This window comes from Thioalkalivibrio sp. AKL7, from assembly GCF_000381705.1.
Taxonomy (GTDB): Bacteria; Pseudomonadota; Gammaproteobacteria; order Ectothiorhodospirales; family Ectothiorhodospiraceae; genus Thioalkalivibrio; species Thioalkalivibrio versutus.
Map to the genome: position 1 here is coordinate 193,699 of NZ_KB906948.1, position 25,226 is coordinate 218,924.

The following is a 25,226-nucleotide window of genomic DNA, read 5'->3' on the forward strand; positions in this document are numbered from 1 at the left end:
TTTCTGTCAGGGCACGGGCAGCAGCAGGGCGATCCCGGTGAGGACGGTGACGACCTCGAAGGCGCGTTTGACCAGGCGGTTGCCGTAGTGCTGGGCCGCCCAGGCGCCCAGATATCCGCCAACAAAACTGCCCACCAGCAGTGCCGGCAGCCAGTCCCACTGCACCGTGCCGAGCGTCCCGAGCATCAGGGCGCCCGCCCCGTTCCAGACCAGGCCGACCAGGACCATGGTGTAGGCGACCGCCTGGGTATAGTTCATGCCGTACCAGCGCACCAGCCACAGGGTGACCATTAGCCCCGTGCCCGAGGCCAGCGAGCCGTTCAGGATGCCGATCAGGAACAGACCGGCCGCGCCGATCAGGGCGTGGCTCCAGGAAAAGCCGATCTCGCGCACCACCTGCCCGAGCTGCGGGCGGCGCCAGGAGTACCAGCCGAGGCCGATGGTCAGCAGACCCAGGGCGATTTCGCCGGCCCGCGGCGGGATCCCCAACACCAGCCAGGCACCGATTAACACCCCAGGCAGACCGGCCAGCAGGATAATGGCTAGGCGCCCGGGCTCGAATGTGCTTTTCTTGAAGTGGCGCAGGCCGGCACCGGCACCCAGGGCCACGGATGCGATCTTGTGGGTGGCCAGTGCCACGGGGTAGGGAAGGCCCAGAAAAATCAGGGCGGGCAATTGCAACAGGCCCGCCCCGCCACCGGCCAACGCGGAGAACCCGTTGGCCACGATGGCGATGAAGACGAGTCCGAGGTGTTCGAAAATGGTCATTTGGGGTGTGTGGAACGGGCAGCGGTCAGGGTTTTTTCGCCCGGCGCTGGCCGGTGCGTTGTTGCTGGGGCTCGCGGTCCCGGTCCAGGCGGATATCTACCGCTGGGTGGATGATAACGGGACCGTACACTATTCCAGCACCCCGCAGCCCGAGACCAGCCAGCGCGAACGCCGCATCTACGACTCCGAGGGGCGTATGCGCGAGATCCTGCCGGCCCCGATGAGCGCCGAGGAGCGGGCGCAGGCCGCGGCCGAGCGCGAGCAGGCGGAACGCAACCTGGAGGCGACGCAACGCGCGCGACAGGATCGAGTTGCGCGCGAGCACCAGTTGCGTCGGGCTTACACCTCGCTGGAGGAGATCGAGGAGCTGCGCGAGCGCCGCGAGCGATCGATTGGCGGCAACGTCCTGCGCAGCGAGGCCCAGGAAAAGACCCTGTTGCGTGAACGCGAGCGCATCCGCCGGCAGTTGGACGGCGCCAATGAAAACTCCGCGCTGGCGGATCGTTACCGGGCGGAGCTGGACGAGCTGGACGCGCGCATTGCTCGCGAGCGCCAGTACCGTCGGGGCCAGCGTGAGCGCCTGTCCGCGATCCACGAGCGCCTGGATCTGGACCGCCGCGACTTTCAGCAACTGGTGCTGAACGGCCGCGTTAACGACTGATCAACGTCCCCACACCCTGGTCGGTCAGTAGCTCCAGCAGTACCGCGTGTTCCACTCGGCCGTCCACGATGTGGGTGGCGTTCACGCCACTGCGCACGGCATCCAGGGCGCAGCGGATCTTCGGGATCATGCCGCCGTGGATGGTGCCGTCGCGGATCATGGCATCCACCTCCGGCGCGGCCAGGCGCGGTAGCAGCGCCCCGCTGCCGTCGAGTACACCCGGGGTGTTGGTCAGCAGGAACAGCTTCTCCGCATCCAGCACCACGGCGAGCTTCTCGGCCGCGGTGTCGGCATTGATGTTGTAGGCCTTGCCGTCGCGGTCGAAGCCGATCGGGGCGATGACCGGGATGAAGTCACTCTGATCCAGGGTGTGGACGATGCTCGGGTCCACGCCTTCCACCTGGCCGACATGGCCCAGGTCGACGCTGGGTTCGCCCTCGGCCGCGCCGTAGTCGCGCAACGGGGTCGCGCGGATCATCTGCCCGTCCTTGCCGGTCAGGCCGACGGCCCGGCCGCCGAAGCGGTTGATCAGCGACACGATCTCCTGGTTCACCAGCCCGCCGAGCACCATCTGCACCACGTCCATGGTCTCGCGGTCGGTCACGCGCAGGCCGTTGACGAATTCCGTCTCCTTGCCCAGGCGTTTCAGCAGTTCGCCGATCTGTGGCCCGCCGCCATGCACGACCACTGGATTCACGCCGACCTGCTTGAGCAGAACGATGTCACGCGCGAACGAGGCCTTCAGGTGGTCCTCGGTCATGGCGTTGCCGCCGTACTTGATCACGATGGTCTTGCCGGCGAAGCGCTGGATATAGGGCAGCGCTTCAATTAGTACGTGGGCAACGGAATGGGCCGTCTGGGTATCCATGGCGGGTCCGGTTGTCGGGTTTCGCAGCCGCGCAGTTTAGCACCCCGCCTTGTGGGTGCGTCGGGGCGGCCATGGTCAGCGTCTCCTTGAAGGTCGATTCTATATGCATGGTTTGACCGGTGACGCCGTGGCGGGTATAAAGCTGCGCATCATATACAGCAATTGAAGGTGTCCCATGCTCTCGACCGAACAGAAGGCGATCATCCAGCAAACCGTGCCGCTGCTGGAATCCGGCGGCGAAGCCCTCACCCGTCACTTCTACGAGATCATGCTGCGCGACTACCCGGAGGTGCAGCCGCTGTTCAACCAGGCGCATCAGGCCAGTGGCGAACAGGCACGGGCACTTGCGAATGCGGTCCTGAATTACGCACGGCACATCGACCAACTGGAGGCCCTGGGCCCGCTGGTGGGCCAGATCGTCAACAAGCACGTCTCGTTGCAGGTGCAGCCCGAGCATTACCCGATTGTCGGCACCTGCCTGTTGCAGGCCATGCGCGAGGTGCTGGGCGAGGAGGTCGCGACCGATGCGGTGCTGGAGGCCTGGGGCGCGGCCTATCAGCAACTGGCCGACATCCTGATCGAGGCCGAAGAGGGCGTGTACACCGCGCACGAACAGCAACCCGGCGGCTGGCGTGGTGCCCGCGCCTTTCGTGTGGAGCGCAAGTTCCTCGAGAGCGAGGAGATCACCTCGTTCTATCTGCAGCCGGTGGACGGTCAGCCCGTCCCGCCGCACCAGCCAGGGCAATACCTCGGGCTGCGCCTAATGATCGACGGCAAGGAGGTACGGCGGAACTATTCCCTGTCGGCGGCGGCGAACGGCAAGAGCCTGCGCATCAGCGTCAAGCGCGAGCCGGGCGGTGTTGCCTCGACGTTCCTGCATGACCGGGTTCAGGAGGGCGACGTGCTGGATGTCTTCCCGCCGGCCGGCGATTTCGTGCTGCGGGCGTCGGATCGCCCCGTGGCCTTCGTGACCGCGGGGGTCGGGATTACGCCCGCGGTGGCGATGACCGAGGCGGCGCTGGCGGACGGTCGCGAGGTGCACTTTCTCCACTGTGCGCGACACGGTGGCGTGCATGCGTTCCATGACTGGGTGGAACGTCAGGCAGAACAGGTGTCCGCTCTGACGCGTCGTTATTGCTACAGCGAACCGCGTGCCGGCGACCAGCCGCATGCGGAAGGCTTCCTGACCCGGGAGCAGCTCGCCGAGTGGCTGCCCGACAGCCGCGAGGTGGATGTCTATTTCCTGGGACCGAAGCCCTTCATGCAGCAGGTGCGCGCCCACCTGCGCGGGCTGGGTATCCCGGACGACCGGGTGAACTACGAGTTCTTCGGGCCCGCCTCTGCGCTGGAGGCCTGATGCGGTTGGGGTGCCGGGCCGGGGTCAGCCCCGGCCCGAAGACCCGAAGCCGCCCGCGCCGCGGGTGGTCTCTTCGAAGTCTTCGACCACGCGGAACTTCGGCTGGATGACCGGGACGATGACGAGCTGCGCCAGGCGCTCGCCGATCTCGAGTGTGTAGGCGCTCGCGCCCCGGTTCCAGCAGGAGACCATCAGCGGGCCCTGGTAGTCGGCGTCGATCAGGCCCACGAGATTCCCCAGTACCAGGCCGTGCTTGTGCCCGAGCCCGGAGCGCGGAAGGATCATCCCGGCATAGCCCGGATCCTCGATGTGGATCGACAGCCCGGTCGGGATCAGCTCGGCCGTGCCCGGCTCCAGCGTCAGCGGGGCCTCGATCATTGCCCGCAGGTCCACGCCGGCAGAGCCGTCGGTGGCCGGGGCGGGCAGCGGGAAGTCCGCGCCCATGCGTGGGTCGAGGATCTTCAGGTCAATCTCGGGGACGGACATTCGGGGTTCCTTGGCAATGACTAATCTGTTTCGCGTGCGTTCAGGCGCTCGATGACCAGGTCGATCAGCGCGCGCGCCAGTTGGGCCTTGGGCTGGTTCGCCAGCGTGCGCTCGCTGCCCTCCCACAGACACAGCAGCTCGTTGTCGGCGGTGCCGAAGGCGAGGCCTTCGCCGACGCGATTGGCCGCGATCAGGTCGAGCCCCTTGTTTCGGCGCTTGGCGTCGGCGTGCTCGCGCAGGTGCTCGGTCTCGGCGGCGAAGCCCACCAGGAACGGGCGCCGGGGGAGCGTGGCCGCCTGGCGCGCGGCGTCGGCGAGGATGTCCTCGGTGCGTTCCAGGGCCAGGTTCATCGTGGGGTCGGACTTCTTGAGCTTGTGGGCCTGTGGTGCGGCCGGACGGTAGTCGGCCACGGCCGCCGCTGCAATCAGGATGTCGGTCGCGGGCAGGCGTTCCATCACCGCGGCGTGCATGGCGGCGGCGGTTTCGGTGGTAACGCCCTCGACGCCGGCGGGCACGGCCTGTGAGGTTGGGCCATGCACCAGGGTCACGCGTGCCCCGGCATCACGCGCGGCCGCGGCCAGGGCGAAGCCCATGCGCCCGGAGCTGCGGTTGCCGATGAAGCGCACGGGGTCGATGGGTTCGAAGGTGGGGCCGGCGGTGATCAGCACCTGGCGACCGGCTAGCGGGGCGTCTGCTGGCTGCAGCAGTTCGCGCGCGATCGCGGCCGGCTCGCGCAGGCGGCCTTCGCCCTGCTCGCCGCAGGCCTGGTCGCCGCTGTCGGGTCCGATCAGGGTCACGCCGCGTTCGACCAGGGTCGCAATGTTGGCCTGCGTGGCCGGGTGTGCCCACATGCGGTGGTTCATCGCCGGCGCCAGGGTGACCGGCGCGGTGGTGGCCAGCAGCAGGGTACTCAGCAGGTCGTCCGCCAGGCCCTGGGCGTAGCGGGCGATCAGGTTGGCGCTCGCGGGGGCGACCACGATGCGATCGGCCCAGCGCGCCAGGGCGATATGGTCCATGCCGGATTCGGCCTCGGCATCCAGCAGTTCGGTGCGCACCGGCGCGCCGGACAGGGCCTGGAAGGTCAGCGGGGTCACGAAGGCGCGGGCACCCGCGGTCATCACCACGCGCACCGCGCAGCCGGCGCGCGTCAATTCGCGCACCAGCTCGCAGGCCTTGTAGGCGGCGATGCCGCCGCTGACGCCGACCAGTATCCGGGGCTGGGTGTCGTGATCCGTCATGTGGCGGATTCTACCCCTTAAGGAGACGCTGATTAATTCGCACGTTCGCGCTCGAGTCGATTTTGCTCGATGACAAGGCGCGGCGAGCGAAGTGTAGCCGAGCTACATAAGCGAGCCGCAACGCCGTCAGCGGGCCCGAATCCAGAAGGCAAGGCGGCCGAGCCCTCAAGGGGTTGGCGCCCCATTTTCCCCGATTCTGCGTTGCGCCGCTTGACCGTAGAGTGACTACGGCACTGCGCACCGCGCCTTGTCTCGGAAAAAATGGGGCACCAACGCGGACGTGCGAATTGATCAGCGTCTCCTTAGCCTTTGTCCTGGCGCGCGGAGACGCCGGCGGTCAGGGCGTAGCGCATTGCATCCTCCAGCGGCAGGTCCAGCGGCTCGACCCGCTCGCGCGGCAGCATCAGGGTGTAGCCGCCGATCTGGTAGCTCATGGGCATGTAGACCGCGAGCGTCTCCGGCCCCCCCAGGTTGTCCGGCAGGCCCTCGAAATCCTCGCGGGTGACAAAGCCGACCAGTTTGAAGTCGGTGCCGGGGAACGTGACGAGCACGGCCTTCCCGAAGCGCTGATGGATGTCGCCGGAGAGCAGGTTGGTGACGTCGCGCACGGTGCCGTGGATCGTCTTGATCACCGGGATGCGCTGCATCAGGCCCTCCAGCCAGTCGAACAGCCAGCGCACGACATAGGCCTGCAGCAACACCCCGAGGCCGAAGATCAGGCCGATGCCGGCCAGGATCCCCATGCCCGGGAAGTAGAGCAGATCCGGCAGGACGGCCTGCAGCAGGCCCCCGAGGACATCCTCGGCGGTGCTGCCCAGCCACCACAGCAGGGCCAGCGTGATCGCGGCCGGGAGGATCGCGGCCAGGCCGGTCAGGAAGGTGCGGGAGATTCGGCGCACAAAAGGCTCCGTGCAGGGGGGATCTCCGGAATGCTAACGCATCCGCGTCCGCAGTACGGTCGGCTGCTGGTCCACGCTTGCTCGGGGCGGCACTTCCGTGATCGGGTGCAGTCTATGAGTTGGGTTTGAGCGGCATTGTTGCCGGTAGAGGGAGTGAATCATGAGCAGATGGACCGGGTTGGGTGTGCTGGCGCTGGTAGTCTCGGCGGTTGCGCTACCGCAGGCCTCCATCGCGGGGGAGTCGGACGCGGCCGCGCCCGAGGACTACGCGATGACGCCCGAGGCGGTGGCGCCGGGCGTCTATGCGGTGATGACGCCGGCGCGGGATCTCCCCAGTCGCGAGAACCTCGGCTGGAACGCGAACATGGCGTTCGTGGTGACCGACGACGGGGTGCTGGTGTTCGACACGGGTTCCTCCGAGACCATGGGTGTGGCGCTGCGCGAGGCGATCGCCGAGGTCACCGATCAGCCGGTGCGCTGGATCGTGAACAGCCACAGCCACGGGGATCACTGGCTGGGCAACCACGCCTTCGCCGATTCCGACCCCGAGATCATGGCCGGTTCCGCCGCGACCGCGCGTATGGAGACGGAGGCCGAAGGCTGGGTCGAGAATTTCCGCGAGATGACCGAGGGCGCGACCGGTGACACCACGCCGCTGTTGCCGAATGTTGCGGTGGACGAGCGTATCACCCGTGACCTTGGCGGCACCGAGGTGGTGATTCTTCCCTCCGGGGGTGCCCATTCGCCGGGCGATCTGAGCATCTGGCTGCCGCAGACGCGGGTCCTGCTGGCCGGGGACGTGGTCTACAGCGATCGTGCGCCGTCGGTCTGGGATGGCGATGTCGCGCAATGGATCGACCTGCTGGACGAGCTGATCGCGCTGGAGCCGGCGGTGGTCGTACCCGGCCACGGTCGGCTGGAGGATGCGCAGACGCTGGCCCGGCTGCAGCGTTATCTGGTCACGCTTTGGGAGGCGATCGAGGAAGGTGTGGAACAGGGGCTGGCCGCTTTCGAGACCGTGCCGCTGGTGCGCGAACGCATGGGTGACCTGATCGATTACTACCCCGGCTTCGACGACAAGATCGACCGCTCGGTGGCTACCACGTACCCGGATGTCGAGGCCGCGGTGTTCTGAATCCCCGTGTTCAGAACTGCCAGGTGGCGTGCAGCGAGCCGAACTCGGCCGCGCCCTTGGCCTGCCCGCTGAACTCGCGCGAGCGCCAGACATGGGTGTAGCCCAGGCGCACCCCGCCTACATGAAACACGACCCCGGCGGTGAGCTCGCCCACCACGGGGTGCTTGTCTACCGAGGGCCCGTCACGAAAGACCGGGCCGTCCAGGAACAGGTCGTAGAGCATCAGCCGCGTGTCGATACCGGCAAACGCATAGCCGCCGACGCGCGCGGTGGTCTCGAATGTGTGGGTGCCGGACAAGGCCGGGCGGATCCGGGGCGGGCCGTAATCGCCCGGCAGGTTGCGCCCCGCGCGCACGATGGCGCCGGCATTCGCGAAGGTGAAGGGGGTTCCGGCGGCCGCGCCCCAGTGCGGGGTCAGGTCGGCGCCCCAGCCGTTTGGCGTGCGGTGTGACCGGCCGCGCAGCTGGCGTTCGTAGGCCAGCATCAGCGTCGGTTCATTGCCGATCTGGTGATCCCATCCTTTTGGCTCCGGTGCGCTGGACCAGCTGTGGACCTCCCTCTGGGTGCGTTCGGCCAGGGAGGCCGGGCCGACCGTGCCCAGCGTGACCTGCAGGCGGTCCAGGCGGTTGTCGTGTTCCGCGGCCATGCTGAAATTCAGGTACAGCCAGCCGGCGTAGGGGCGATCATCCGGGTCCGGCGTCGTGCGCTCGATATCCTCCGGGGTGTACATGTTCTGACCCAGGTGGATCGCCGCCTTCAGGCGTTCGGGCTCCTCGCGACGGATGAAGAACGGCAGGCTGTCCGCCACAGTCCGCAGCCACGGTGGCACGCGTTCTTCGCTGCGCGTCCAGCCGATGCGAACCCCGTTGGTGTAGTAGCGATCCTCGCCCCCGAACAGGTCGTTCTCGAATTCGAAGTGCAAGGCATCGACGCCGCTACCGGCCAGGCTGGTTGGGCTGGCGACCGCCACGCACAGGAGTGCCGTGGCCAGCAGGCCAGCCTCTCTCCAGCGGGTGGAGCGCCGTCGGGATGCGGGGGTGTTCCGGTATGATTGGCGCATGGACCTCTCCAACCAGATCATCTTCCTGGCCGCGATCGTGCTGCTGGGGAGCATCCTTTCGAGCGTGATCACCTCGCGGCTGGGTGTGCCCCTGTTGCTGGTGTTCCTGGTCATCGGGATGCTGCTGGGCCCGGAAGGCCCGGGCGGTCTGGTGTTCGAGAATATCACCGTTGCCTATCTGATCGGCTCGGCGGCGCTGGCGATCATCCTGTTCGACGGCGGGATGCGCACACCGGCGCGCAATTTCCGCATCGGGCTGAAGCCGGCGCTGGGGCTGGCCACACTCGGGGTCATCGTCACCTCGGGGCTGACCGGGGCGTTCGCCGTGTGGTGGCTGGGACTGTCCTGGCTGGAGGGGCTGCTGCTCGGGGCGATTGTTGGGTCCACCGATGCTGCGGCGGTGTTCTCCCTGCTGCGCTCGCGCGGGCTGGAGCTGAAGAGCCGTGTCGGCGCCACGCTCGAGATCGAGTCCGGCTCCAACGACCCGATGGCGATCTTCCTGACCATTGTGCTGATCGAGCTGCTGCTGCTGCCGGAACAGCAGTTCGGCCTGGTGGTGCTGGTCGAGTTCATCCAGCAGATGGGCCTGGGCGCGTTGCTCGGGGTGGGTGGCGGCTTTGCCCTGCTCGCGCTGATCAACCGGGTCCCGATGGCGGCCGGGCTTTATCCGCTGTTTGCCATGGCCGGGGCACTGGCCATCTTCGGGCTCACCGGGCTGGTCGGCGGTTCCGGGTTCCTCGCCGTGTACCTGGCGGGGCTGCTGCTCGGCAACCGACCGCTGGAGGCCTCGCAGAACATCAAGCGCTTCCACGACGGCATCGCCTCGCTGGCGCAGATCGGCATGTTCCTGATGCTGGGCATGATCGTCGCCCCGTCCGAGCTCCCGCCGGTGGCGCTGGACGCCGGCCTGGTCGCCGCCGTGCTGATCCTGATCGCGCGGCCGCTGGCGGTGTGGATTTGCCTCTACCCATTCCGCTTTCCCTGGCGCGAGCAGGTGTTCATCTCCTGGGTCGGTCTGCGCGGGGCGGTGCCGATTATCCTCGCGCTGTTCCCCTTGCTGGCCGGGCTGGAACTGGCTGGCTACTTCTTCCACGTGGTGTTCTTCGTCGTGCTGATCTCGCTACTGGTGCAGGGCTGGACCGTCGCCACCTCGGCACGCTGGCTGGGGCTGGAGTTGCCCCCCACCACCGCGCGGGTGCAGCGCACCGAGCTCGACATCCCGGGGCAGCAGGAGATGGAGCTGGTCGGCTACCGTCTGGCGGAGACCACCCCGGTGGTGCGCGAGGCCTGGTCGAACTTCCGCTTGCCGGGCAGCGCACGGGTGGTGGCGCATCTGCGCAAGGGCAAATTGCTGGAGACCCTGGAGCTGCTGGATCTGCACGCCGGCGACCATCTCTACATCATGGTCACGCCCGCGGATCTGCATGACCTCGACCGCCTGTTCGTGCCCAAGGACGAGGTGCCGGAGCGCCTCACCGAGCGCAGCGTGTTCGGCGAATTTGCGCTCAACGGCGACGCCCAGCTCGGCGCAGTCGGCATGGCCTATGGCGCCCCGGTCCCGCCCGAACGCCAGGGTGAAACCCTGGAGGTCTATCTGCGTCGCGAGCTCCAGGCCGAACCGGTCGTCGGCGATGCCGTCGATCTCGGACCGATGCGCCTGGTCATCCGCGAGATGGACGGCGCCCGTATCACCCGCGTCGGCCTGAAGCTGCTGAAGCCTTCGTGATCATGTCCTGCCAGGTTAAAAGCAGGGGCATGTGGTCGCTGACTTTCAGCCAGTAATCGGTCGGGTAGCCAATTTCGATCGCGCACTGTGCCAGCTGGTCGTGGGGTACGAAGGCGTAGTCAATGTGATAAGGCTTGTTCGCGTTTCGCTGGAGATAGAACGTGGCCTGGGACTCGCCGCCCTGTGATTCGTCGAACTGGTGGTGGTAAAGGCTTCGCAGCCCGATTGCCTCGAGTTCGGACACGACGTCGGTGTGATTCCACCATTGGTCGGGGCGATCCCAGACCGTGTTGCTGTTGAAGTCGCCAACGATGACCGCCTGATGCTGACGGATTTGTTCGCGGTGGATCTGGAGATATTTCCAGAATTGTCCGATGTACCGAAAGGCCTGCTGGTTGCTGCCCTTGGTCCAGACGGCGATGAAGACCTGATTCTCGTCCAGCACGAACGGCAGAAATAGTTTCAGATCGTTCGTGGCCCATTCGAGGGCCGGGCTGGTCCCGGAAAGCCCGGGCAGCTGAAAGTTTCCGGACCAGTGCAGGGCACGAACCGAATGGCCATTTCGCGGAAATATTCCGATGCCTTTGTGCCGTGATTCGCCGGCCCAGAGGTAATTGCCGGCCCACTGGTGGAAGGCCGGAGTCGAGTGAGCGGGATCCTCGCATTCCTGAACGACGAGTACATCGGCATCCAGTCTGCTGATTGCATCGAGCTTGTTGCGCAACGCCCCGTTGCAGTTCCAGCTGACGAGCCTCATCCCTATTTTTCGAGCATGGCCTTCAGGCCGGCGAGGTGGGCGCGGGCGGTGAGCTGCTGGGTCTCGGGGTCCGGCGGCTTGGCGTCGGGCCAGTCGAGATGCTCCCCGGGGAGTTCGTCGAGAAAGCGCGAGGGCTCGCAATCGATGCTTTCGCCGTAGCGGCTTCGGCTTTGGGCGTAGGTGATCAGGAGGGTTTGCTGGGCGCGGGTCAGGCCGACATAGGCCAGCCGGCGCTCCTCCTCGATGGAGTCGTCTTCGACGCTGACGCGGTGTGGCAGCAGTTCCTCCTCGAAGCCGACCAGGCAGACATGCGGAAACTCCAGGCCCTTGGCGGTGTGCAGGGTCAGCAGCTGTACCGACTCGTTGCCGTCCTGGGAATCCCGGTTGCGGTCGAGGATGTCCATCAGGCTGATGCGATTGACGATGTCGGCAAGACCCATGCTGCGGGTGTCCTCGGCCTCGTCATCACCGTATTCGGCCGTGGTGTTCGCTCCGCCCATGCGCCCGACCCAGTCGATGAATTCGCGCACGTTGTCCATGCGCCGGGTCGCTGCGCGCGGGTTGGGGCTGTTCTCCAACAGCCAGGATTCGTAGTCGATGTCCTCGACCAGGGCGCGTAGCAGGACGTCCGGGGACTCTTCCGCGCCGCGGCGCTGAAAGCCGTCAATCCAGTCAGTAAAGCGCTCCAGCCGGGCCTGGGCGCGGGCATCCATGTATTCGGAAAGACCGGCGCCGCGCGCGGCCTGCAGCAGGGAGGTGCCGCGCTGGTTGGCGTAGTGGCCGAGCTTTTCCAGGGTGGCTGGCCCGATCTCGCGGCGCGGGACGTTGACCACGCGCAGGAACGCGGTGTTGTCGTCCGGGTTGGCGAGCAGGCGCAGGTAGGCAACCAGGTCCTTGATCTCGGCCTTCTCGAAGAACGACTGGCCGCCGCTCAGGCGGTAGGGGATACCCTGCTCGCGCAGGAGCTTCTCGAACAGCCTGGACTGGTGGTTGCTGCGGTAGAGGATCGCGAAATCCCCCCAGCCCGCGTTGAGACGGAAACGCCGGCGCATCAGCTCGGAGACCACGCGCGCCGCCTCGGTGTCGGCGTCGGAGCAGCCGATGACCTCGATCTTTTCGCCCTCGCCCAGCGCGCTCCACAAGCGCTTCTCGAACACGTGTGGGTTGTTCGCGATCAGCGCGTTCGCGGTGTGCAGGATGCGGTTGGTGGAGCGGTAGTTCTGCTCCAGCTTGATCACCTCCAGGCGCGGGAAATCGTCCTGCAGGCGCACGAGGTTTTCCGGGCGCGCGCCGCGCCAGGCGTAGATCGACTGGTCGTCGTCACCCACCACCGTCAGTCCATCACTGACGCCAACCAGCAGGCGCACCAGTTGGTACTGCGCGGAGTTGGTGTCCTGGTACTCGTCGACCAGCAGGTGGCGGATGCGGTCCTGCCAGCGGTTACGCAGCTCCGGATCATCGCGCAGGCAGTCCACCGGGCGCTTGATGAGGTCGTCGAAGTCCACCGCGTTGTAGGCGCGCAGGGCGTCCTCGTAGCGTGGGTAGAGGTTGGCGGCGGCGATGGCCTCCGGGGCATCGGTCATCTGACTCGCCTCGTGCAGCGCCTCCGCCGGCGTCATCAGGTCGTTCTTCCAGCGGCTGATGTGCGCGACCAGTGCGTCCACCTCGGAGCCGGTGTCGTCGCGGTAGGTGATCTCGCGCAGCAACTGCCGGCAGTCGCCCGGATCGAGGATCGAGAAGCCGGCACGCAGCCCGGCCGCCTGCAGTTCACGGCGCAGGAAATTGAGCCCGAAGGTATGAAAGGTGGAGACGCTAAGCCCGCGTGCCTGCTCGCGCGCCAGGCGGCCCTGCACGCGCTCGCGCATCTCGCGCGCCGCCTTGTTGGTGAAGGTGATGGCAACAATGCGGCGCGCCTCGAGCCCGCGCTGCTCGATCAAGTGCGCGATCTTCTCGGTGATCACGCGCGTCTTGCCCGACCCCGCTCCGGCCAGCACCAGCAGTGGGTGGTCCGTGGTGGTCACGGCGGCCTGTTGTTGAGGATTCAGTTCAGACACCGGGGTGATCGATTCCTTCTCAGCGGGGCGCGTAAACTAACCCACGATCCAGCATTCATAAAGACAGTAACGGTGAGGGTAAGCCATTGACCGATGTGTCGGGCACTGCAGCCGCGGCCGGGACGGACGGGCCGCTCCCGCGTCTGACCCAGTTTGATTTTCATCAGCGCCTGATGGATGTGCCGGGCTCGGCGGTGATTCTGTTCACGCGCCAGGGCTGCGGCGCGTGCAAGGTGATGGGGCGGGTCCTGGCGGAGTGGCAGGCGGCCGCGGATGCGCCTGCCTTGTTCGTGGTGGACGCCGAGACGGATACCGCCCTGGTGCGCGAATTCGAGGTCTTCCATCTGCCGGCGCTGTTCGTGTTCCAGGCGGGCGCCTACCACGGTCGCCTGGAGGCCCCGCCCCGGTTGCCCCTGCTGCGCGAGGCGCTGACCGCCTGCCTCGCGCGCCCACCCGAGGAGGCACCATGACCTCGAACGACATCGACTGGTGGCCGCCCGCGCGCGTGGTGGAAAGCCCGAACCAGGATGCCCGCCCGCCGGGACAGGACCCGGAATTGATTGTGGTGCATGCGATCAGTCTTCCGCCCGGCGAGTTCGGCGGACCGCATATCGCCGAGCTCTTCCAGAACCGGCTGGATCCGCAGGCCCATCCCTACTTTGCCGAGATCGCGGCGTTGCATGTCTCCGCCCATGTGCTGATTAACCGCGACGGGTGGGCTACCCAGTTCGTGCCGTTCTCCCGCCGTGCCTGGCATGCAGGGGCGTCGCAGTGGTGCGGACGCGAGCGCTGCAACGATTTCTCCATCGGGATCGAACTCGAGGGGACCGACGAGGATCCGTTCACCCCGGCGCAGTACGCCGAACTGGCGCGGTTGGTGGGCTGGCTCCGGGCACGCTACCCCGGTATTGGCGCGGATGGGCTGGTGGGGCACAGCGACATCGCGCCGGGGCGCAAGACGGACCCCGGGCCCTGCTTCGACTGGACGCGCCTGCGGCGGCAATTGCAGGCGGTGACGGCATGATCGTGGATTTGTTGCGCCACGGGGAGCCGGAGGGCGGTCAGCGCTATCGCGGTCATGGCTGCGACGATCCGTTGAGCCCGCGCGGGTGGGCCCAGATGGAGCAGGCGGTGAAAGGCAAGGCCGGCTGGCAGTACGTGGTCAGTTCGCCGATGCAGCGTTGCCGCGCCTTCGCTGAACGCTTCGCCGCCGGGCAGGATTTACCGCTGTCCCTGGCGCCGGATCTGCGCGAGGTGGGCTTCGGCGACTGGGAGGGGCGGACCCGGGTTGAGCTTCAGCGTGACCGGCCGGAGGAGTACCGCGCCTTCTACGCCGACCCAGTCCACGCGCGGCCGGCAGGGGCCGAGCCGCTGGCGGACTTTCGGCGGCGGGTGGAGACCGGCTTCGAGGCGGCGTTGCGGCCCCTGGAGGCCGAGCGCGTGCTGCTGGTCGTACACGCCGGGGTGATCCGCGCCCTGGTGGGCTGGGTGATGGGGGTGCCGGACGCCCGCCTGTTCCAGTTGGAATGCGACTATGCCAGCCGAACCCGCCTGCACCGGCACCCGACCCGGGGCTGGCGCCTGATCCACGCCAACCGGGTTTGAGTCGGACGCAGCTCCGGTCTACCCGGCCTGGTTGCTGCGTTTGGGGACGGCCTTCACCGACAGGTAGAAGTCGTTGTTCAGCACGTCGATCAGACGATCGATGTTCGGGTGCTTGCCGGGGTTGGCGCGGGCGTCATCGGCGTGGCTGCCGTACATCAGCAGCCCCGAGTTGGCCGCCTTGGGGCCGATGCCGCCGAAGTCCAGCGCCAGCTGGTAGTAGATCTGCAGCGACAGGCTCTGGCCTTCCACGTTTTCGATGGTTGCGGTGGGGTTGTAGTCTTCGCCAAACAATTCCAGGCGTTCGATATTGCTGACGTCGGGCAGCTTCTTGGACATGTCGGGCTCCTCGAAATAATGGCGGCATTATCGGGGCATGACCCGGTGGCGACAACCAACCCGCGAAGGCGGCAGGGTCGCGCCGGGTCAGCGACGAAGGCGCCACATGCTAAGATAGCGGCTTTTGTCGAGGGGACACGAACATGTCGCGAAGCGCGTTCATGGAGGCCGCCCAGGCCGCCGCCGATGCCGCCGAGAAGGTAATCCGCCACTATTACGAGGCGGGTGTCGACGTCGAAACCAAACCCGACGATACCCCGGTGACCCGGGCCGACGTGGAGAGCGAACAGGCGATCCGCCAGGTGATCCGCGAGCACTTCCCGGATCACGGTTTCTACGGCGAGGAGACCGGGCAGTCGGACATGGATTCCGACTATGTCTGGCTGATTGACCCGATCGACGGCACCAAGAGCTTCGTGCGTCGCTACCCGTTCTTCTCCACCCAGATCGCGCTGATGTACAAGGGCGACCTGATCCTGGGGCTGTCCAATGGCATCCAGTTTGGTGAGCGGGCCTGGGCGGAAAAGGGCCAGGGCGCGTTCCTGAATGGCGACCCGATCGCGGTCGAGAAGACCACCGATCTGGGGCGGGCCTCCCTGTCCACCGGTAACCTCAAGTCCCTGGCGCAGAATGCTGAAGGCTGGAAGGCACTGGGCGGCATCACGGCCGAGGTGAACCGCACCCGTGGCTACGGCGACTTCTACCACTACCACCTGCTGGCGCGCGGCAGCATCGACCTGATCGTCGAGTCGGACGTGAATATCCTGGATATCGCCGCACTGGCGGTGATCGTGCGCGAGGCGGGGGGCGTGTTCACCAACCTCTCTGGCGGCGAGCTGGACCTGCAGACCGCGAATGTCCTGGCCGCGGCCACCCCGGAACTGCATCGTACGGCCCTGACCCGCTTGGGCTGGAAGGGCTAGTCAGCGCCTTCCCATGCGCCCCGATCGGGGCGGCATGGGGTTGCCGGCGCCGGGGGTTATTCTCCGGCGCCGTTCCCGTTGGTTCCCACCAGTCCGTGGGTGCGCAGCTTCTTGCGCAGGGTGGCGCGGTTGAGTCCGAGCAGGGCCGCCGCGCGGCTCTGGTTGCCCCCGCAGCGCTCCAGCACGCTGGCCAGGAGGGGGCGCTCCACCTCGTTCATCACCAGCGCGTAGAGATCGTGGCTGCTCTGCCCATCCAGGGTCTCGAAGTACTGGTCCAGTGCATGGCGCACGGACTCGGCCAGCACACAGTCGGACGGGAGGACGCCTGCAACCGGCGTCTCGTGGACCTCAGGGTCCTGTTCGAGTGGCATGTTCATGCTCATGCAGCCTCGCTTGCGATTCCCGTCAGGTGGGCCCGAAGGCGCCACAGTTGTTCGCTGGCCGTGGGGGCGGCGAGAAGGTCAGCCCGGGCCGCCCGGGTGCGGGCCTCGTCGAGACCCAGGCCCTGAAGATACCAGCCCAGGTGCTTGCGCGCGATGCGCACGCCCTGCGGTTCGCCGTATTGGGCGTGCAGTTCGCCAATGTGCTCCTCGATCAGGGCCAGGCGGGCGGCGCGCCCGGGTGCCGGCGGTATCGGTTCGCCCGCCAGCGCGGCCCGGATCTGGCCCGGGAGCCAGGGCTGGCCCTGGGCGGCACGCCCGATCATCACGCCCGCCGCACGGGTCGTATCCAGTACCTGCAGGGCCTTTTCGGGGCCGGTGATGTCGCCATTGGCGAGCACGGGGATGGAAACGGCCCGGACGATGCGCGCGATGGCGGCGTAGTCCGTCTCTCCGCGATAGGCATCGGCCCGCGTGCGGCCATGCACGGTCAGCATCGCTATGCCGCAGTCCTCGGCAATGGCCGCGATGGTCTCGCCGTTGATCCGTTCGCGGTCGAGGCCCAGGCGCATCTTCAGGGTCACCGGGACCGTGACCGCGGTGGTGAGCGCCTGGAGCAGTTCGCGCACCCGTTCCGGCTCGCCCAGTAGCGCCGATCCGGCGGCCTTGCTGCAGACCTTCTTGGCCGGACAGCCGAGGTTCAGATCAATCACGTCGGCACCGCGGCGCACGTTCTCGCGCGCAGCCTCGGCCAGCGCCTCGGGTTCGTTACCCAGCAACTGTACGATGCGCGGGCGCGGCTCGTGGCGATGATCCAGGCGGTGGCGGCTCTTGTCGCTGGTCCATAGTCGGGTGTCGGAGGTCACCATCTCGGATACCGCCGCGCTGGCCCCCAGGCGGCGGGCCAGTAACCGAAACGGACGGTCGCTGACCCCGGCCATCGGCGCCAGAAACACGACAGGGTCGGGGAAGTGGTGAGTTCCGAGCTGCATCGGGGCTATCGGGTCGGGAGCAAGCGGGCCAGTCTAGCAGCTAACCTGCGCGGTTTCCGGTGCGGTCGATCGCGAAACCATGTGAATGCGCGCGAGCTTGGACCCGGGAATTACCGGGGCTGGATTTCGATGCCGGTGATGTGGCCATGAGGGCTGGCAACGGCCAGACGCACGGAATGGGGGGAGTGGGCATTCATCGGTGCGTGGGTGTCGGTGTAGTCGTCGGGGGTCAGCCGGAGGGTGCCATGGGGCGTCCCAAGCTGGTCGGTCAGGCGAATATCGAGGATCGGCCAGGCCTGCCGGATCGGGCTCTCGAGCACGAATTGCAGGTGCAGAGTGCCGTCGCTGGTGGTGAAGAAATCGGGCGCCGAGGTGCGGACTTGGCCAGGGGCGCGCCGCGGGTGCCAGGTCGGGCAGGGGATGGCCCCGCACACTTGCGCCCGGGCCTGGTCCAGCTGGGGGCTCTGGTCCGGTGCCACGGGCGGGATTGCCAGTAGTTGCGCGCCCAGCAGCAGCATCAGGGCGGCAGCCAGCATGACCCCCGGCCAGGAGCGCCGGCGTATCGTGTCTGCCGAGCCCAGGGGGCTTGCGTGGCGTTCGATGTTGAGGGGTATTGCAGCGCCCGGGGCCCGCTCGATGGCGTGGAGGGGCGCCTGGCGTGCCGGGAGGAGCCCCTGGCCCAACACGCGTTCGCCCGCGCCGCCGATCTCCAGTGCCGGGAACAGATCGAACTCGGCATCGCAATTGGAGCAGTGCACTCGCCTCTGGCGGAGCTTGGCCCCGCGGGCGAGGGCGTGGGTGACGCCGCATTGGGGGCAGCGGGCCAGCATCCTACGGGCTGGGCGTCAGGTGTCGCGAGGATTCGCCCGATGGGGCCTGTTGATGGGCTTGCGGCGCGTTGCTGCAGCCGGGCGATCCTGTGCTTGCGGCGCCTTGCCGTTGAGAGCGATCGACTCGGCCGGGCGCGTCCATGACTCAGCGTCTCCCTAGCGCCGGCGGCCGCCGAGCAGGGCCCAGCCTTCGCGACAGTCCTCGACGCCGATATCGAAGGTGTCAGAGTAGGCCGCGATGACCTCGTCTGCCTGGCGTTCGAGCAGCCCGGCGAGCAGGATGCGTGCGCCCGGTTTCGCCGCCCGAGCCAACTCCGGTGCCAGATCGATCAGCGGCTTGGCGAGGATGTTGGCCAGCACCAGGTCATAGGCCGCGTCGGGCACAGGGTGATTGGTCAGCCCCGTCTCCAGCTGTGCGGGCGGGATGGCGTTGGAGTCGGCATTGCTGCGGGTGGCTTGCACGGCCTGTTCATCGATGTCGATGCCCAGTGCATGGCGTGCGCCCAGCTTCAGGGCGGCGATCGCGAGGATGCCCGAGCCGCAGCCGTAGTCGAGGACCTCTTGATCTCGCGGTGGCTGCTGGGCCAGGGCGGCCAGGCACATCGCGGTGGTCGGGTGATTGCCGGTCCCGAAGGCAAGACCGGGGTCCAGGCGCACGAAGGTGCCTTCCTCGATCGCCGGTTCGTCCTCCCAGGAGGGCACAATCCAGAGTGTGCCGCCGCAATGGATGGCGCCAAGACCGTCCAGCCCGGCGCGGACCCAGTCCTGGTCCTCGATCGCCTGGACCTGGATCGCCTCCGGGGCCTGCGCCTGGCGCGCCAGCGCGGCGGCGGCGAGGTCTGCCTGGGTGGTGTCCGGGAACACCGCCTTCAGGCGCACGGTGGACCACAGGGGATGGGTGCCCAGGGGTGGCTCGAAGAGGGGTTCGTCTGCGGCGTCGAACAGCTCGACGCTGACGGCACCCAGTTCGAACAAAGTGTCCTCCAGCGGCTCGGCTTGTTCCGGGCTGATCTGGCATTCAAGTTCGGCAAGGCTCATGGCATCAGGCTCGTGGCGCGAGGGGGAAGGGTCAGGCCTGTGCCTTGAGCTTCTTCTCGAGATAGTGGATATCGGTCTCGCCGCGCTGGAAGTTCGCGTCGATCATCAGGTCGTGGTGCAGCGCGACGTTGGTCTGGATGCCGTCCACCACGATCTCGCCCAGGGCGCCGCGCATGCGCGCCAGCGCGATCTCGCGGCTGTTGCCGTGGGCGATCAGCTTGCCGATCATGGAGTCGTAGTACGGCGGCACCATATAGCCGTTGTAGATGTGGGTATCCATGCGGATGCCCGGTCCGCCCGGCGCGTGGTATTGCTGGATGGTCCCGGGGCTGGGCATGAAGGTACGGGGGTCTTCCGCATTGATGCGGCACTCGATCGCGTGACCGGTGATGCGCACGTCGTCCTGCGTGTAGCCCAGGGGTTCCCCGGCGGCGATGCGGATCTGTTCGCGCACCAGATCGATGCCGGTGACCTGCTCGGTGACGGTGTGCTCGACCTGCAGCCGGGTGTTCATCTCGATGAAATAGAACCCGCCGTTCTCGTACAGGAACTCGAAGGTCCCGGCGCCGCGGTAGCCGATCTCCTGACAGGCACGGATCAGCCGTTCGGCCATGGCCTGGCGCTGGTCATCGGTAATACCCGGGGCCGGTGCCTCCTCGATGACCTTCTGGTGGCGTCGCTGCATGGAGCAGTCACGTTCGCCCAGGCACACGGCGTTGCCGTGGCTGTCGGCGAGGATCTGGAACTCCACGTGGCGCGGGTGTTCCAGGTACTTCTCCATGTACAGGGTGTCATTGCCGAACCCCTGCTGCGCCTCGTTGCGGGTCAGCGATATGGCGTTCAGCAGCGCGCCCTCGGTGTGCACCACACGCATGCCGCGCCCGCCCCCGCCGGCGGCGGCCTTGATGATGACCGGGTAACCGATCTCGCGCGCCAGCGCCAGGTTGGTATCCGCGTCGTCGCCCAGGGCGCCGCCGGAGCCGGGGACGCAGGGCACGTTGGCCTCCAGCATCGACTGCTTGGCGGAGACCTTGTCGCCCATCAGACGGATGGTCTCGGCGCGCGGACCGATAAAGGCGAAGCCCGAAGACTCCACGCGTTCGGCGAAGTCCGCGTTTTCCGACAGGAAGCCGTAGCCCGGGTGGATCGCGCCGGCGTCGGTGACCTCGGCGGCCGCGATCAGCGCCGGGATGTTCAGGTAGCTCTCGCCCGAGGCCGCGGGGCCGATGCAGACCGACTCGTCCGCCAGGCGAACGTGCTTCAGGTCGCGGTCGGCGCTGGAATGCGCGGCGACGGTGGCAATGCCCATTTCGCGGCAGGCACGCAGGACCCGCAGGGCGATCTCGCCGCGGTTGGCGATCAGAATTTTCTCAAACATGCTCGAACCTGTTTCCAGCGAAGCCGGGAATGTGACGCCCGACGGATGGGTTCATCCGATGATGAACAGCGGCTGCCCGTATTCCACCGGGTTGCCGTTCTCGACCAGAATGTCGCGGATGGTGCCGCTCTGGTCGGCCTCGATCGGATTGAGCATCTTCATGGCCTCGATGATGCAGAGGGTCTCGCCGGCCTCCACTGTCTGGCCGACCTCGACGAACGGCTTGGAGCCCGGGCTCGGCGCCCGATAGAAGGTGCCGACCATGGGCGCGGTGACCCGATGACCGTCCATTTCCGGTACGGCCTCCGTCGTCCCCGCCGGGGCTGCGGTCGGGGCCGCCGCGGCGGCGGGCGCCGCTGGGGGCAATGGGGCCGGGGCGGCGGCCATGGGCGTCCCGCTGGCGGAGCGGGTGATGCGCACCGACTCCTCGCCTTCGTGGATCTCGATCTCGTGGATGCCGCTCTCGTCGAGCAGGTCGATCAGTTTCTTGACCTTGCGAATGTCCATGGAAGCCTCTTAGTCCTTGATAGCTGCAAGCGCCGCATCCAGCGCCAGCCGGTAGCCAATGACGCCGAAGCCACTGACCAGGCCGGCGGCGACATCGCTCAGGCGCGAGGTCTGGCGGAAGGGCTCGCGGGCGTGGATGTTGCTGATATGGATCTCGTAGAACGGGATGGCGACGCCCAGCAGGGCATCGCGCAGGCTGACACTGGTGTGGGTCAGGCCGCCCGGATTGATCAGGATGTGCTCCACGCCCTCGCCGGCGGCGGCGTGGATGCGGTCGATCAGGTCGCCTTCGTGATTGCTCTGGAAGCAGTCGAGGGTCGCGCCGGCCTGTTCCGCCCGGGCTTTAAGGTCGGTCTCGATGTCCGCCAGGGTCTGTACGCCGTAGCGCTCCGGCTCCCGCTGTCCCAGCAGGTTCAGGTTGGGGCCGTTGAGCAGCAGTATGGACGCCATGGCAGGGGGAATCGGTAGCGATCCTGTCGAGAATGGACGCGATTGCACCGAAAAATCACGATGCAGCGAATGATCGGGATTCTGCCGCAGGAAGGGTAGGAGTGTCCAGCGCGAGGCGCTGGAGACGTCGCCAGAATGGGGTCGGCCCGGCGCCCCGGCGAGCGCCGGGGTGCCGGGCACGGAACGTGCAGGTTAGTCGGCGGTGAGCGGGAACAGGGTGAGTTCGACGCGGCGGTTCTGTTCGCGGCCCGCATCGGTGTCGTTGGTAGCGACCGGCTGGTGCGGCCCGAGGCCGATGGTGTGCACCCGCACCGGCTGTACGCCACGGCGGATCAGGGCCTGACCCACGCTCTCGGCACGGCGCTCGGAGAGGTCCATGTTGTATTCCACCCGGCCGGTGCTGTCGGTGTGCCCGGCGATCTCGATCCCGGTCTGGTCGAACTCCTCCAGCACCAGTGCGACCGAGTCGAGGACGTCATGGAACTGCGGCTTGATCTCGCTGCGATCGAAATCGAAGGTGATGTTGCTCGGCATGTTGAGGATGATGTTGTCGCCATCGCGGGTCACGCTCACGCCGGTGCCGCGCAGCTGTTCGCGCAGGGCGTCCTCCTGGCGGTCCATGTAGTTGCCGATGGCGCCACCGGCCAGGGCCCCGATGCCGGCACCAATCATGGCGCGCTGGGTACGGTTGCGACTGCTGGTGACGCTGCCGAGTACCGCACCGGTGGCGGCCCCGATGCCGGCCCCGATGGTGGCTCGGGAGACGCGTTCTTCCCCGGTGTACGGATCCGTGGTGGTGCAGCCCACCACCAGTACCAGGGCGCTGGTGACGGCCAGGGCGAGAATGCGTTGCATGATGAATCTCCCAGTATTCGCTGGCCCCGTGCGGATACGGGGCAATAGGTTCAGCTTGCGCTGTGGCGCGTGAACCGTCCATGAACCCGGGTTGTGGGTGGGCTATTCGGGAGCGATTTCGTGACGCAGTTGACGCAGAATGGGATCCGTCTCGGGGTGCACCCCGCGCCAGATGGAGAAGGCCTCGGCCGCCTGTTCCACCAGCATGCCGAGGCCGTCGCTGCCGCGTACACAGCCCGCACCGGCGGCCCAGTCCAGGAAGCGCTTGGCACCGGCGCCGTAGACCAGGTCATAGGCCAGACTGTCCGCGTGGACGAGGTGCTCGGGGAGTGCCAGTGCATCGTCGCCGAGACCGGTGGCGGTGGCGTTGACCACCAGGTCGAACGGACCCTGCGGCAGGGCGTCCAGGCCGCAGGCGGAGAGCCGGGTGGCCGGGGCGATATCCCGGAAGGCATCCACCAGCCCCTCGGCGCGGGCCACGGTGCGGTTGGCGATGATCAGCACCTCTGGTGCGCCTTCCAGCAGGGGCTGCAGCAGGCCGCGGGTGGCGCCTCCGGCCCCCAGGATCAGGACCTGGCGATTGCGCACGTCGAAGCCGAGGCGGTCGAGATCGCGACAGAATCCGACGCCGTCGGTGTTGTCGCCGTGGATGCGGTGGTCGCCGTCCCGCCACAGGGTGTTGACTGCCCCGGCATGGCGCGCCCGGTCGCTCAGCACCCGGGCCAGGGCGAAGGCCTCCTCCTTGAATGGAACGGTCACGTTGAGGCCCTTGAGCCCCTCGGCGAACCAGGCGTTGACCTCCTCGGCGAACTGGCCCGGCGTCCCCAGGCGGGCTTCGTACACGAGGTGTTGCCCGGTCTGTTCGGCGAACAGGGTGTGAATGCGCGGGGACAGCGAGTGGTGAATGGGGTTGCCCACCACCGCGTAGCGATCCGGACGCGGCTCGCTCATCGCGCCGCGTCCTCCGCCAGCCATTCGGCCACGGTGCGCGCATAGTAGGTGAGGATGCCGTCGGCCCCGGCGCGCTTCATGCCGGTCAGGGCCTCCAGCACGCAGGCGCGCTCGTCCAGCCAGCCGCGCTCGGCGGCGGCCTTGAGCATCGCGTACTCGCCGGAGACGTGGTAGACGAAGGTCGGGCGCCGGAATTCGTCGCGGATGCGGCGCACCACGTCGAGGTACGGCATGCCCGGTTTGACCATCACCATGTCGGCCCCCTCGGCGAGATCCAGCGCGACCTCGTGCAGGGCCTCGTCGCCGTTGGCCGGGTCCATCTGGTAGGTCTCCTTGCCGCCCTTGCCGAGGTTGCCGGCCGAGCCCACCGCGTCGCGGAACGGGCCGTAGAATGCGGAGGCGTATTTCGCGGAGTAGGCGAGGATGCGCGTGTGCACGTGCCCGCCGTCCTCCAGGGCGCCGCGGATCGCGCCGATGCGCCCGTCCATCATGTCGGAGGGGGCGACCACGTCGGCGCCGGCCGCTGCGTGCGACAGCGCCTGTTTCACCAGGGCCTCGGTGGTGATGTCGTTCACCACGTAGCCGTCGTCGTCGATGATGCCGTCCTGACCGTGGGTGGTGAACGGGTCCAGGGCCACGTCGGTGATCACGCCGAGATCCGGGTGCGCCGCCTTCAGTGCGCGCACCGCGCGCTGGGCGAGGCCCTCGGGGTTCCACGCCTCCTGTGCGTCCAGGCTCTTCTTCTCGCCCGGCACCACCGGAAACAGCGCCAGTGCCGGGATGCCCAGGCGCACGGCGGCGGCCGCCTCTTCCAGCAGCTGGTCGATGGAGACGCGTTCCACGCCGGGCATCGACGGTACCGCCTCGCGCACGCCCTGGCCCTCGGTGACGAACACCGGCAGGATCAGGTCGTCCGCGCGCAGGTGATGCTCGCGCATCAGGCGGCGGGAGAAGCCGTCGCGGCGCATTCGGCGCGGGCGGCCGGAAGGATAGGGAGCGATCGGTGCGGTCATGCCAGGTCCTTGCGTGTTTGGAGTCAGCCGGCAGTCTCGGCGAGCCAGTCGCGCGGCTTCAGATAGCGTTCGTACAGTTCGGCCTCGGGCGTGCCGGGCGCCGGCTGGTAGTTGTACTCCCAGCGTACCAGCGGCGGCAGCGACATCAGGATCGACTCGGTGCGCCCGCCCGACTGCAGGCCGAACAGGGTACCGCGGTCGTAGACCAGGTTGAACTCGACATAGCGCCCGCGGCGGTAGAGCTGGAACTGGCGCTCGCGCTCGCCAAAGTCGCTGGCGCAGCGGCGCTCGACGATCGGGGCGTAGGCGTCGAGGTAGGCGTTGCCCACGCTCTGCATGTAGCCGAAGGCATGCTCGAAGCCGCCCTCGCTGAAGTCGTCGAAGAACAGCCCGCCCACGCCGCGCGGTTCGTCGCGGTGCTTGAGGTGGAAGTACTCGTCGCACCACTTCTTGTGCGCCGGGTAGAGGTGCTCGCCGAACGGGCGGCAGGCGGCCTCGGCGGTACGGTGCCAGTGGATGCAGTCCTCGTCGAAGCCGTAGTAGGGCGTCAGGTCGAAGCCGCCGCCGAACCACCAGATGGGGTCCTCGCCGGGCTTCTCGGCGATGAAGAAGCGCACGTTGGCGTGCGAGGTCGGAACAAAGGGGTTGTGCGGGTGGATCACCAGGGACACGCCGGTGGCCTGGAACGAGCGCCCGGCCATCTCCGGACGGTGGGCGGTGGCCGAGGCCGGGAGGTTGTCGCCCATCACGTGGGAGAAATTCACCCCGGCCTGCTCGAACACCGCGCCCTCGCGCAGCACGCGGGTGCGCCCGCCGCCGCCGGCAGGGCGCTCCCAGGCGTCCTCCTCGAAGCGGGCCCGGCCGTCCAGGCCCTCGAGGCCCTGGCAGATGCGGTCCTGCAGGCCCTGCAGGTAGTCGATTACGCGCTCGATGGAGACGTTGTCCTGGCTCATGCTGCG

28 protein-coding genes are annotated in these 25,226 nt (G+C 67.6%); 8 read left to right on the top strand and 20 right to left on the bottom strand.

Going from position 1 to position 25,226, the window contains the following annotated elements; genetic code table 11:
- Nucleotides 1–6: 6 nt before the first annotated feature.
- Nucleotides 7–768 carry a sulfite exporter TauE/SafE family protein gene (locus tag G315_RS0103755; protein WP_018144681.1) on the bottom strand — a complete coding sequence of 254 codons (762 nt, stop codon included), beginning with the start codon at nt 766–768 and terminating at the stop codon, nt 7–9.
- On the opposite strand from G315_RS0103755, the gene G315_RS0103760 reads away from it, so the two are divergent.
- Entirely contained in the window at nt 761–1,429 is a 669-nt protein-coding gene (locus G315_RS0103760; RefSeq protein WP_019611960.1) for a DUF4124 domain-containing protein, read from the top strand. The genes G315_RS0103755 and G315_RS0103760 overlap by 8 nt on opposite strands.
- Here G315_RS0103760 and argB read toward each other — a convergent pair.
- Nucleotides 1,419–2,297, bottom strand: a complete 879-nt coding sequence (argB, locus tag G315_RS0103765; RefSeq protein WP_018168391.1) for an acetylglutamate kinase — start codon at nt 2,295–2,297, stop codon at nt 1,419–1,421. The two genes, G315_RS0103760 and argB, sit on opposite strands and share 11 nt — an antisense overlap.
- Before the next feature lie 175 nt (nt 2,298–2,472).
- On the opposite strand from argB, the gene hmpA reads away from it, so the two are divergent.
- On the top strand, nt 2,473–3,654 hold the full coding sequence (gene hmpA, locus G315_RS0103770; protein WP_019611961.1) for an NO-inducible flavohemoprotein: 1,182 nt from the start codon (nt 2,473–2,475) through the stop codon (nt 3,652–3,654).
- A gap of 24 nt (nt 3,655–3,678) precedes the next feature.
- Here the strand turns inward: hmpA and dut are convergent, their stop codons facing one another.
- The 3 genes from dut to G315_RS0103785 form a co-directional block, all read right to left on the bottom strand.
- Nucleotides 3,679–4,140 (bottom strand): dUTP diphosphatase, encoded by a 462-nt coding sequence (gene dut / locus G315_RS0103775; protein WP_019611962.1) that lies wholly within the window; start codon nt 4,138–4,140, stop codon nt 3,679–3,681.
- A gap of 20 nt (nt 4,141–4,160) precedes the next feature.
- Nucleotides 4,161–5,378, bottom strand: coding sequence for a bifunctional phosphopantothenoylcysteine decarboxylase/phosphopantothenate--cysteine ligase CoaBC (gene coaBC, locus G315_RS0103780; RefSeq protein WP_019611963.1), 1,218 nt, complete (start codon nt 5,376–5,378; stop codon nt 4,161–4,163).
- A gap of 302 nt (nt 5,379–5,680) precedes the next feature.
- Nucleotides 5,681–6,277, bottom strand: a complete 597-nt coding sequence (locus G315_RS0103785; RefSeq protein ID WP_018176261.1) for a DUF502 domain-containing protein — start codon at nt 6,275–6,277, stop codon at nt 5,681–5,683.
- A gap of 160 nt (nt 6,278–6,437) precedes the next feature.
- On the opposite strand from G315_RS0103785, the gene G315_RS0103790 reads away from it, so the two are divergent.
- Entirely contained in the window at nt 6,438–7,412 is a 975-nt protein-coding gene (locus G315_RS0103790) for an MBL fold metallo-hydrolase (RefSeq protein WP_026331237.1), read from the top strand.
- Nucleotides 7,413–7,422: 10 nt separating this feature from the next.
- Here the strand turns inward: G315_RS0103790 and G315_RS0103795 are convergent, their stop codons facing one another.
- Nucleotides 7,423–8,382, bottom strand: coding sequence for a lipid A deacylase LpxR family protein (locus G315_RS0103795; RefSeq protein WP_018168382.1), 960 nt, complete (start codon nt 8,380–8,382; stop codon nt 7,423–7,425).
- Nucleotides 8,383–8,470: 88 nt separating this feature from the next.
- Between G315_RS0103795 and G315_RS0103800 the strand changes: the two genes are divergently transcribed.
- A complete protein-coding gene (locus G315_RS0103800; protein WP_026330508.1) occupies nt 8,471–10,198 on the top strand; it encodes a potassium/proton antiporter in 1,728 nt (575 codons plus the stop codon).
- Here G315_RS0103800 and G315_RS0103805 read toward each other — a convergent pair.
- Nucleotides 10,161–10,955, bottom strand: a complete 795-nt coding sequence (locus G315_RS0103805; RefSeq protein ID WP_019611965.1) for an endonuclease/exonuclease/phosphatase family protein — start codon at nt 10,953–10,955, stop codon at nt 10,161–10,163. The genes G315_RS0103800 and G315_RS0103805 overlap by 38 nt on opposite strands.
- A gap of 2 nt (nt 10,956–10,957) precedes the next feature.
- Entirely contained in the window at nt 10,958–13,009 is a 2,052-nt protein-coding gene (locus G315_RS0103810; RefSeq protein ID WP_019611966.1) for a UvrD-helicase domain-containing protein, read from the bottom strand.
- Nucleotides 13,010–13,095: 86 nt separating this feature from the next.
- Here G315_RS0103810 and G315_RS0103815 point away from each other — a divergent pair, with 86 nt between their 5' ends.
- From G315_RS0103815 to G315_RS0103825, 3 genes are read left to right on the top strand one after another with little or no spacing between them, the layout of a single operon-like run.
- Entirely contained in the window at nt 13,096–13,479 is a 384-nt protein-coding gene (locus G315_RS0103815) for a thioredoxin family protein (RefSeq protein ID WP_019611967.1), read from the top strand.
- A complete protein-coding gene (gene ampD / locus G315_RS0103820) occupies nt 13,476–14,033 on the top strand; it encodes a 1,6-anhydro-N-acetylmuramyl-L-alanine amidase AmpD (RefSeq protein WP_018951821.1) in 558 nt (185 codons plus the stop codon). The genes G315_RS0103815 and ampD overlap by 4 nt, the downstream gene beginning before the upstream one ends.
- Nucleotides 14,030–14,614, top strand: coding sequence for a histidine phosphatase family protein (locus G315_RS0103825; RefSeq protein WP_019611968.1), 585 nt, complete (start codon nt 14,030–14,032; stop codon nt 14,612–14,614). The genes ampD and G315_RS0103825 overlap by 4 nt, the downstream gene beginning before the upstream one ends.
- A gap of 18 nt (nt 14,615–14,632) precedes the next feature.
- On the opposite strand, the gene G315_RS0103830 is transcribed toward G315_RS0103825, so the two are convergent.
- Nucleotides 14,633–14,950 carry a DUF2322 family protein gene (locus tag G315_RS0103830; RefSeq protein WP_018938908.1) on the bottom strand — a complete coding sequence of 106 codons (318 nt, stop codon included), beginning with the start codon at nt 14,948–14,950 and terminating at the stop codon, nt 14,633–14,635.
- 161 nt (nt 14,951–15,111) lie between these two features.
- Here G315_RS0103830 and G315_RS0103835 point away from each other — a divergent pair, with 161 nt between their 5' ends.
- Nucleotides 15,112–15,873: an inositol monophosphatase family protein gene (locus G315_RS0103835; protein ID WP_018176257.1), complete on the top strand. Its 762-nt coding sequence runs from the start codon at nt 15,112–15,114 to the stop codon at nt 15,871–15,873.
- Nucleotides 15,874–15,929: 56 nt separating this feature from the next.
- Here G315_RS0103835 and G315_RS0103840 read toward each other — a convergent pair whose 3' ends face one another.
- From G315_RS0103840 to hemF, 11 genes are all read right to left on the bottom strand, one after another.
- The gene (locus G315_RS0103840) at nt 15,930–16,256 is read right to left on the bottom strand and encodes a helix-turn-helix domain-containing protein (protein ID WP_018144664.1); all 327 of its coding nucleotides are present in this window, start codon (nt 16,254–16,256) and stop codon (nt 15,930–15,932) included.
- Nucleotides 16,253–17,245: a tRNA dihydrouridine synthase DusB gene (gene dusB, locus G315_RS0103845; RefSeq protein ID WP_019611969.1), complete on the bottom strand. Its 993-nt coding sequence runs from the start codon at nt 17,243–17,245 to the stop codon at nt 16,253–16,255. The genes G315_RS0103840 and dusB overlap by 4 nt, the downstream gene beginning before the upstream one ends.
- A gap of 110 nt (nt 17,246–17,355) precedes the next feature.
- A complete protein-coding gene (locus G315_RS0103850; RefSeq protein ID WP_018951817.1) occupies nt 17,356–18,003 on the bottom strand; it encodes a DUF3426 domain-containing protein in 648 nt (215 codons plus the stop codon).
- 228 nt (nt 18,004–18,231) lie between these two features.
- Nucleotides 18,232–19,113, bottom strand: a complete 882-nt coding sequence (prmA, locus tag G315_RS0103855) for a 50S ribosomal protein L11 methyltransferase (RefSeq protein WP_019611970.1) — start codon at nt 19,111–19,113, stop codon at nt 18,232–18,234.
- A 31-nt stretch (nt 19,114–19,144) separates the two neighbouring features.
- Nucleotides 19,145–20,491 carry an acetyl-CoA carboxylase biotin carboxylase subunit gene (accC, locus tag G315_RS0103860; protein ID WP_018938912.1) on the bottom strand — a complete coding sequence of 449 codons (1,347 nt, stop codon included), beginning with the start codon at nt 20,489–20,491 and terminating at the stop codon, nt 19,145–19,147.
- Between the two features lie 51 nt (nt 20,492–20,542).
- Nucleotides 20,543–20,998, bottom strand: coding sequence for an acetyl-CoA carboxylase biotin carboxyl carrier protein (accB, locus tag G315_RS0103865; RefSeq protein ID WP_019563328.1), 456 nt, complete (start codon nt 20,996–20,998; stop codon nt 20,543–20,545).
- 9 nt (nt 20,999–21,007) lie between these two features.
- Entirely contained in the window at nt 21,008–21,448 is a 441-nt protein-coding gene (gene aroQ / locus G315_RS0103870) for a type II 3-dehydroquinate dehydratase (RefSeq protein WP_018176254.1), read from the bottom strand.
- Between the two features lie 192 nt (nt 21,449–21,640).
- Nucleotides 21,641–22,303: an OmpA family protein gene (locus G315_RS0103875; RefSeq protein WP_018650581.1), complete on the bottom strand. Its 663-nt coding sequence runs from the start codon at nt 22,301–22,303 to the stop codon at nt 21,641–21,643.
- Nucleotides 22,304–22,405: 102 nt separating this feature from the next.
- Complete coding sequence (gene aroE, locus G315_RS0103880; protein ID WP_019611971.1) at nt 22,406–23,254, bottom strand: shikimate dehydrogenase; 849 nt, start codon at nt 23,252–23,254, stop codon at nt 22,406–22,408.
- Entirely contained in the window at nt 23,251–24,267 is a 1,017-nt protein-coding gene (hemB, locus tag G315_RS0103885; RefSeq protein ID WP_026338818.1) for a porphobilinogen synthase, read from the bottom strand. Before hemB ends, aroE begins: the two co-directional genes overlap by 4 nt.
- Nucleotides 24,268–24,290: 23 nt before the next feature.
- Nucleotides 24,291–25,220: an oxygen-dependent coproporphyrinogen oxidase gene (gene hemF / locus G315_RS0103890; RefSeq protein ID WP_019611973.1), complete on the bottom strand. Its 930-nt coding sequence runs from the start codon at nt 25,218–25,220 to the stop codon at nt 24,291–24,293.
- Nucleotides 25,221–25,226 lie beyond the last annotated feature (6 nt).